Source organism: Roseateles sp. (assembly GCF_039929605.1).
In the GTDB taxonomy this organism is placed as follows: Bacteria; Pseudomonadota; Gammaproteobacteria; order Burkholderiales; family Burkholderiaceae_C; genus Pelomonas.
This window is the reverse complement of record NZ_JBDSQX010000079.1, coordinates 1-8,223: the sequence shown is the minus strand read 5'-3', so window position 1 is coordinate 8,223 and position 8,223 is coordinate 1. Positions and strand designations below refer to the sequence as shown.

Annotated in this window: 6 protein-coding genes; 2 read left to right on the top strand and 4 right to left on the bottom strand. The window is 70.1% G+C overall.

Annotated elements, in window-relative coordinates:
• Positions 1–1,713, top strand: a 1,713-nt coding sequence (locus ABIS05_RS11000; RefSeq protein ID WP_348009625.1) for a hypothetical protein, incomplete at its 5' end; no start/stop codon positions are given.
• Positions 1,714–1,737: 24 nt separating this feature from the next.
• Here ABIS05_RS11000 and ABIS05_RS10995 read toward each other — a convergent pair.
• From ABIS05_RS10995 to ABIS05_RS10980, 4 genes are all read right to left on the bottom strand, one after another.
• Positions 1,738–3,048, bottom strand: a complete 1,311-nt coding sequence (locus tag ABIS05_RS10995) for a HipA domain-containing protein (protein WP_348009624.1) — start codon at positions 3,046–3,048, stop codon at positions 1,738–1,740.
• A 4-nt stretch (positions 3,049–3,052) separates the two neighbouring features.
• Positions 3,053–3,382 carry a helix-turn-helix transcriptional regulator gene (locus tag ABIS05_RS10990; RefSeq protein WP_348009623.1) on the bottom strand — a complete coding sequence of 110 codons (330 nt, stop codon included), beginning with the start codon at positions 3,380–3,382 and terminating at the stop codon, positions 3,053–3,055.
• A 230-nt stretch (positions 3,383–3,612) separates the two neighbouring features.
• Complete coding sequence (locus tag ABIS05_RS10985; protein WP_348009622.1) at positions 3,613–3,966, bottom strand: hypothetical protein; 354 nt, start codon at positions 3,964–3,966, stop codon at positions 3,613–3,615.
• A gap of 72 nt (positions 3,967–4,038) precedes the next feature.
• Positions 4,039–7,548: a hypothetical protein gene (locus ABIS05_RS10980; RefSeq protein WP_348009621.1), complete on the bottom strand. Its 3,510-nt coding sequence runs from the start codon at positions 7,546–7,548 to the stop codon at positions 4,039–4,041.
• Positions 7,549–7,976: 428 nt separating this feature from the next.
• Here ABIS05_RS10980 and ABIS05_RS10975 point away from each other — a divergent pair.
• A partial coding sequence (locus ABIS05_RS10975; protein WP_348009620.1) for a hypothetical protein occupies positions 7,977–8,223 on the top strand: 247 nt, incomplete at its 3' end.

The window sequence follows — 8,223 nt, the reverse complement described above, 5'->3', positions numbered from 1 at the left end:
CGCCACGCCGGCGGCAACCCGCTCTTCATCGAGGAGCTCTGCCACGCGGCGGCCGATGCCGGCGACAGCTTCGTCCAGGGCCAGAGCAGCGCGGCCTGGCTGGCCGCCCTCGTCGAGTCCCGCGTCGGCCGCCTGCCGCCCGAACAGGCCCGGCTCGTGCGTCTGGCCGCCGTCATCGGCAACGTCATCCCCGTCTGGCTGCTGGAGGCTTTGTCTGGCTGCGGCGAGCAGCACCCCGACGTGCGCGCGCTGGCGGCGCAGGACTTCATCTTCCCGGACCAGGCGCCCGGCCATCTGCGCTTCAAGCACGGCATCACGCGCGACGTCGTCTATGAAGCCACCGGCCTGCACGAGCGCCAGGCCCTGCACCGGCGCATCAGCACCGAGCTGGCCGCGCGCGGCGGCGCCGAGAGCCAGCTGCACGAGCAACTGGCCTACCACGCCGCCGCCGCCAACGACTGGCCCGCCGCCGGCCTGCACGCCGAGGCCGCCGGCGACCAGGCCCTGGCCGCCTCGGCGCTGGACCGTGCCAAGAAGCAGTTCCGTGCCGCGCTCGCCGCGCTCGAATTCCTGCCCGACGGTGACGATCAAGGCCGCGGCCGGCGTCGCCGCTGGATCGCCATTGCCCAGCGCCTGGGCATGGCTTGCGTGTTCGACGCCTCCCGCGATGACCTGCGTGTGCTCAGGCACGCCGCCGTGCTGGCCCAGGCCGACGGCGAGCCCGGCCTCGTCGCCCGCACTGAATACTGGCTCGCCTACGTTGGCTATGCGCTGGGCGAAACGCGCGAGAGCCTGCGCCACGCCCGCGCCGCCGTCGAAACCGCCCAGGCCTGCGGCGACCACGCGCTGCTCGCCCAACTATCCGGCACCGTCGGCCAGCTGCAGGCCGCCGCCGCCAACTACGCCGAGGCCCTGCCCATGCTGGACCTGGCCATCGCCCGCCAGCGCCCTCGCGCCAGCAAAAGCGCCGTCAACCGCATCGGCCTGTCCTTCTCGCTGTGCTGCCGCGCCTACGTGCTGGCCGATCAAGGCCACTTCCAGCAGGCGCACGACATATTTGCCGAGGCGCTCACGCCCTTCGACGGCAGCGGCCACGCGGTGGAAGCCAGCATCCAGGGCTGGCGCGCCGCCGTCTTCCTGTGGCAAGGCCGCTGGGCCGAGGCCCGCGACGCGGCGCTGGTGGCCCACCGCGTGGGCGCGCAGGTGCGCAGCATGTTCACCTGCGCCATGGGCCAGGCCGCCGGTGCCTACGGCGCCTGGATGCACGAGGCCGACCCGGCGGCGCTGCAACGCGTGCGCGACGCCACCGCCTGGCTCGCGCCGCGCGGCGGCGGCCTCTACAGCAGCTTCAACCACGGCTGGCTGGCCGACATCCTTTCCGTGCAGGGCGGCGATACGGGCGCGGCACGCCGCCACGTCGCGCTGGCGCTCAAGCGCGGCCGCCAGCAGGACTGGATCGGCGGCGCCATGGCCTACCGCGCGGCCGCCCGGTTGGCGGCGAACGCGGGCGATGCCGGTCAGGCGCGGCGCTATCTGGCGCTGGCCCGGGGCGCCGGCGAGCAGCGCAACTCCGACCATGAGGCGGCAGTGACAGCGCTGTTGGAGGCCGAGCTGAGGCTCGACGACGGCTGGCAGCAGGCGCTGGAGCGGGCGCGGGGCGAGTTCGAGCGGATGGGCATGACGGGCTTCCTGGAGCGCGCGCTGCGGCTCTGACGACGGCTTCGCGCGCGAGCGGGCTCACCTTGCCAGCGCGCGCGCCTCGTCCAATTCCTGGTGCTCGAATGCGGGCGCGAAGCGGTCCAGTTCTGCCTCGGGCAAACCGATGTCGGGCCAGCGCGCGACGTCCCGCCAACGGCTGACGGCCGCCACCACCTGCGCGAGCACCTGCCGGGCTTCGTCGGCCCGCAACTCAAAGCGCGCCGCCTGCGCGAGCAGTTCGTGCACGGACACGACGGGCCCGCTGTCTTCGGTCAACCAGGTCTTGGACTCGCGCGCCTTGTCTGGGAAGGGGTTCAAGTCGAAGGCCGGCGCCAGCCGCCATTGATTGCCGCCCACATAGAGGAAGCCGACGTTGTGCAGGTGATCGTCGACGTTGGTGATGAGGTGGTTGAAAACCATCCGTCGCCACAGCTGCTGTGCATCGGTCTTGAACGCCCAGCAGGTCGCTCGCATGGCGTCGACCACTTCGGTGTAGGCATGGTCCTCGTTGCGGCCCGCCTGCAGCAGTGCCGTGCCGGACATGTAGGGGATGCGCGCGCCGTCGGCCATGCGGTCGAACCGCCGGACGAGCGCCACCGGCACGTCGTGGACCATCGCCACGCGAGCCTGCGCCACCTCGATGCCCGCCAGGCCCGCCAGGCGCAGGGCCAGCACCTCGCCACGCGTGACGCTGCGCTCGTCCTGCACGCTCGGAAACTTGCCCAGGGCCAGGGCACCGTCGTCGTCGAGCACGCTGCACTTGGGCCGCATGCCACCCAGCGACGTGCCCTTGCCGATGAGGTAGCTGAGGTCTTCAGCAGTCTCGGTGCTCATCTCCACCGCCCTGGAGGCGGCGAGCATCTTCTGCAGCTCCAGCAAGGGCGGCGTGGCGCGACTGCCCGGTGGCGTGGTGCGCAGGTAGCGCCCGCCGGCGTCTCGCAGGCGCAAGGCGCCGATGCGGCTTAAGTCATCCACGGCGCACAGGTAGTCCAGCTCGTTCAGGGCGCCCAGTGCCGGATTGCCCTTGCGCTCCTTGGCATGGGCGCGCGCGATGACCCGGCGGCCCCAACTGTCAGGCTCGGTGTCCGCCAGCGCAAAGAAGAAGGTGGAATCGTCCCGGGTAGGCGCCTTGCGCACCTGATGACCTGCGGTTCTGGCCAGGTCCGGGGAGATGTCGAAGCAGCGGGGGGCCTTCAGCCAGGCGTCCAGATAGGCGAACTGCGAGAACTCCCGAGGGCCGTTGAGCACGTAGACCAGCCGGCCCACGGCATGTTCTGCGGCGCCCAGGAAGACCTCGAGCTCGACCTGGGTCGCAGCAGACGGCTTGCGGCGAGCCGGCTGGGTTGCCATCAGGTTAGAACGCTCCGCTGCCTGGCGCCGGGCGGCGCGCCCGCACGCGCTGCGGCAACTGCTCGTCCATCAAGGCCAGGCCCACGCTGTCCTGCGCGGTGTCCAGCAAGGCGTTGAGCTGGTCGAGCTCGCCAAAGACGTGAAGCGCCCGGGCGATGTGCTGAAGCGCCGTGCCGGCAAACCCGTCTTCCATGCGCCGCACGGTGTTGACGGACGCGCCGATACGCTCGGCCAGCATCTGCTGCGACATGTGGCGCCGGCGCCGGGCCAGGGAGATGCTTTGACCGAGCCGAACCAGCGCTCGCTCGACGGGAAGGGGGATGGGGCTGCTCATGGTATGCGCCCAAATAAGGCAGTTAAATACGCCTAGGAACGCTTATGAGAGCGATCATCGGCAGTGCCGCCAACTACGTCAAGCCACTCGAGTTTAAGAATCCATATTCGGACTATTTGCCTATTTTGGCGCCCAAATAATGGTGCTTACATAGCAATAGTTTTGCGGAGCATCGCCGTTTTGGCCTACGTGCTGGAGCCGCCCCGGAGCCGGAGACGGGCGGCCACCCCTCAAACACGCGCCGGCAAGACTGACTCACCCTCGCCGTTGACAACGCGCAGAAGTTTGATTGGTAGATGCCCTTCGGTCAGCAATTCCTCGCCCCACTCCGCGTAGCCGGGCGGTAGTGCCCCGCAGGGTGCAACGAACGATAAGAACTCGATATGAATTGAAACTCGCCCGTGCCAGTTCTTGTTCTTCTTCTGATGCTCAAAGGTGCCTACGTATGCTCTGACCGCCTTGTGATCGTTGGCGAGATGGTTGGATGCCGCAGCACCACGGAGCTTTCCCGTGATGACGATCTCTTTCAGGCCGCCCTTGTTAAGCGTATGAACGAATGGCCCGAATGTCATATCGGTCTGCATATCAACTCCTTACTTTGAGTTCAACCGGCAAAGCAGCGACGGAATCACCGCAGTCTCATCTCTCCGAAGTCCTCACACCGCCAGCGCCACCACCGTCGGCGCCCCCGTGAACCGCATCACCCCGGCATCCAGGACCGCCGCGACAACGCCCAGCATCACCCCCATGCCCATGCCGTAGCCCGGGCAGGCGTGCGGCGGCGGGCCTTTGGGGTCTGCACGGTCGCCGCCGAAGGCGACGTGGTGGCGCAAAGGGTCCTGCTGCGTGGCCGAGCCCACGCCGACGATGACGACTCGGCCCGGTTCGACATCCACCTTGCCCAAGCGATGCGCCACGCGGGCCTTGCGCCAGATCTGGAAGGGCGTGGGGCGCACGTTCAGCGTCGCCACCATCGTCGAGCGCAGCCGCGCCACGGCCTCGGCGTAGGGGCGCATGCCGGTCTGCGCATCGGGCGGGACCTCGTGCCACAGCGGTTGCAGCTCCCAGAGCTTGCGCGTCTGCACCCAGACGGAGAGCACGGTCAGCAGGTTGGCGTGCGTGGTGGGCGGGAAGCCCAGCATGATGCCGGCCAGCGTGCGCGCCGGCAGATCGGGCATGGCGCCGGGTACCGCCTGGGCAGCCGCGACGATCTTCTGCGCCAGCGGCGGCAGTTGGGCACCCGGTTCGGCCAGCCAGGACTCGATGGCGGCCGTGAAGCGCTTGCCGGCGGCGCGGCCCTCGGCCTTCACCGCTTCGCTCGGGTAGGGGCCGAAAACATGGCGCGAGACCTTGAACAGGTCGCGCGGGCAGCGCGCGGCGACGCCATGAGCCGGGGCCTCGGCATGGAACTCGGTGCCCCAGATGTGGCGCCCGTCGGGCTGACCGAACCACATCCGGCACAACGCTGCCAGCACGCCTTCGCTGAGGCGCTCGAAGTCCAGCGGCGTGTCGGTGGGCAGGTCTTTCGGCTTCTGGCTGGCGGGGAAGGCGGCCAGCAGCGCGCGGGCCTCGACCTTCAGCTGCGCCAGGCCCGCCTTGGCGACCTGGTAGGCCGTGGCGTAGCACTGGGCCTCGCTGTAGGCCTCGATGGCGGCGTTGATGGCCGGCGCCTGCTCGCGGTGGCCGGTGTCGTCGTCCAGGCCGAGATAACCCACGCCGATGGAGTCGTGCATGCGCTCGCCGTAGCCGCTGACGGAGTAGCGGCCGGGGGCGTTCCTCAGCACCTCGCAGACGCGTTCGGCTGCGCCCACGAGCACGCCGTAGGCCGTGTCGACGACGCCGCCGGGCTGGGCGCGCACCCAGGCCCAGGCGCTGTCGCGCGTGGTGGTGTCTTCCAGCCACAGCTGCCAGGCGACCTTGTCCTGCGGGTCGGGCGAGCGCTCGGGCACGGGCGTGGGAGCCTGCAGCGGCAGGGGCAGCTCGACGAGGCCCGGCAGTGCCTTCAGCGCGGCGATGGAGGGCACGTAGAAATACGCGCCCCACTGCAGCGTGACGAAAGGGTCGGGGCCGAGGTCGACCTGGTAGGCCCTGCCGGCGTGCTCGAACGGGAACAGGCGCGGGCCGCCGTTGCCGTCGACAACGCCGAGCAGCGGGTCGCTCTGCGCCGAGTAGCCGCCGCTGGCATTGCCGCCGGCCACCCAGCGCTGCACCACCTCGAACTGCTCGGCCAAGTGGGCGTTGTAGGCCATGAAGACGAGGCCGCGGTCGTCGTCGTCCGGCGCGTCGGCGTGCACGGGCGCGCCGTAGCTCATGCCGCGCCGCAGGATGCGCGGCATGCGGTTCTTCGCGAACGCGGTGCCGGCCAGGTCGCGCGGGTTGACGCGGCGGATGTGGGAATGGAAGGGGCAGGCCGAGCCTTGCGCGTCCTGGGCGAAGTTGAAGTCGTTGCCGGTCACGCCGGGAGCGGCCAGCGCGCGGCCGTCCTGCCAGCGGCCCATCAGCTTGGCGAGCACGAGGTCGTGGTCAAGCCCAATCTTCTTGGCCTCGGCGTAGGTGCGGCGGCTGAAGCGGCCGGTGTATTGGCGCAGCTTGCGCACGACGAGGAAGCTGCTGCGGTCCAGCAGCGCGTCGGGCTGCTCGGGCACGGCGTAGCCTTTGTCGCGCTCGGTCGGGAAGCCCTGCAGCACCTCGCCGGTCTTGACGAGGTCGTCCCAGTGTTGGCCAGCCGTGCCGGAGAGCTGGGGCTGGCTGATGCCGTCTTTGAAGCCGAAGTGCTCCTTGTCGACGGCGTTGCTGCGCATGGGCTCGATGGCCATCAGCGCGAGGCCGGTACCCACCGTCAGCGCGTCGGCCAACGTGCGCAGGCGCTGCTCGTCGGCCGCCGTGAACGCGTCGCCCGGCTCGGCCGCCGCAAAGCGCAGTTGCACGAGGACATGGGCGTTGGCCGGGTCAATGCGGTCGATGCCGTTGACGTGGGGCGCCAGCACCCAATGCGCCGGGTGGTTGTGGCGCACGTCGCCGAGCAGGCCGGCGCGCGCGGCCATGCCCTCCTTGAAGGCCTGCGGGAAGCGCTCCAGCCGCGCGGCCGGGATGCCCAGCGCCTTCAGGCCCGAGAGCGTCAGCGCCACCTGGCGCCAGACGCTCAGCGGGGCGGCGTCTTCGTTGTCGCGCTGCACGGGCGCCGTGCTGAGCCAGGCGACGGCCTGGGACGGCTGGGCCACGCGCAGCATGATGAGGCCGCCGCGGTTGCCGGGCGGCTTGGTCAGCAGGCAGCACTGCAGGTCGCCGGCCTCGAGCGACAGCTCGCGCGCCTTGACGGGCGGCGCGGTCAGCGGCTGCTCGAACCAGGCCAGCATCTCGTAGTGGCGCTGGCGCAGCGCGCCGCCGGGCGTCTTGCCGCCGTCGTTGGGGAACTGCTGCGCGGTGTCCAGCTCGCGCAGCTCGAACAGCACGTCGTGCGTGGCGCGCAGCAGGCAGTCGCGGTCGCTCGCCTGGGCGCCGAAGAAGCGCTGCAGCGTGAACAGCCCCGCCAGCGGCACCAGGCCGCGCGCGGCCATCGCGAAGCGCTCCTTCTCGTCCTTGGGCAGCGGCGGCGTTTCGCCGGAGGCCGGCGCGCGCAGGCGGTTGAACGCCAGCTCGTTGGCGCGGCCGCGCTGGGCGGCCTCCAGCCTGGCGAGGTAGTCGCCGTCGCCGACGCTGCGGCCCGACTCGATGAACAGGAAGTCCGCCGACACCTCGTGCGCCCGCACCCAGCGCGCGTAGGTCTCGAAGCTGCAGTCGCGGCAAAGCGTGTAGCCCTCGGTGTGGCAGAGCATCAGATCGAGCGTGGAGCCGAGTTGGTCCCAGATGACCCGCATATACGGTTCCCAGCCGCCGTCGACGTTGACGCTGAGCAGCAGCCGGTCGGGCGCTCCGCCCTGGCCGTCGACGATGCTCCAGCGGAAGGAGTGGACGATGCGCCAGCGGGCGACGATGTCGGTGTAGGGCGAGGCCGGTGTGCTCGATTCGCGCGAGCCCAGCCGCAGGCCGTTGAGCGTGCGCAGCACCTTGCGCAGCCGGTCCACATAGGTGAGCACTTCCAGCGCGTCGACGAAGCCTGGCTTGATGTCGGCCAGCAGGTTCAAGTCGGTGATGCCGCCCAGCTGAACGTCGTTGCCGCGTGCCATGTCCGTCTCTCCTTGAGCGCGACGAGTATGCGGGCGCGCCGCCAGTGCAGCACAGCCTGCCGCCCACAAGCTTGATTAGGAAGCGTTGAACAGGTCCCCGCGATGCGGCACGCCCTGGTTTGGGATGAGCTGCAAGGCGCAAACCGCAGCCATAGCCCGGCTATGGCGAGGCTGAGGCCGGACACAAGCGGCGCGCCGCTTGTGCCTGCCGAAGGGCCAGGCCTCTGGCCTGGCGCGGCCTGCAAGGCTTGTAACGCTGCAGATCGCCCAAAGCAGGGATGGGCCGCGCGCGAGGGACTTGTTCAGCGCTTCCTTCCGTCATCGCCGCCAGCCGCAATTCATCCGCGAAAAGCGTCGACCTATCGCAAACCCGCAGACGAGCGAACCCTCACCGCGCAAAGTTCAGCCATCGAACACGGGAGCACCCCATGAACCGCATCAGCACCACCAGCACTCGCACCGGCCGCCTGCAAGCCGCCAGCGCGGCCGTCCTCGTCGGGCTGGTCGCGCTGACCGGCGCCACCTGGATGACCATCACCGGCCCGCGCGACGAGCCCACCGTCATCCAGCTGGAGCGCGTCGTCATCGAAGGCCACCGCGCCGACGTGCAGGTGGCCGAGGTGCAGCAACTGCCGCGCGTCGTCATCGTCGGCAAGCGGGATGCAGCGGCCGACG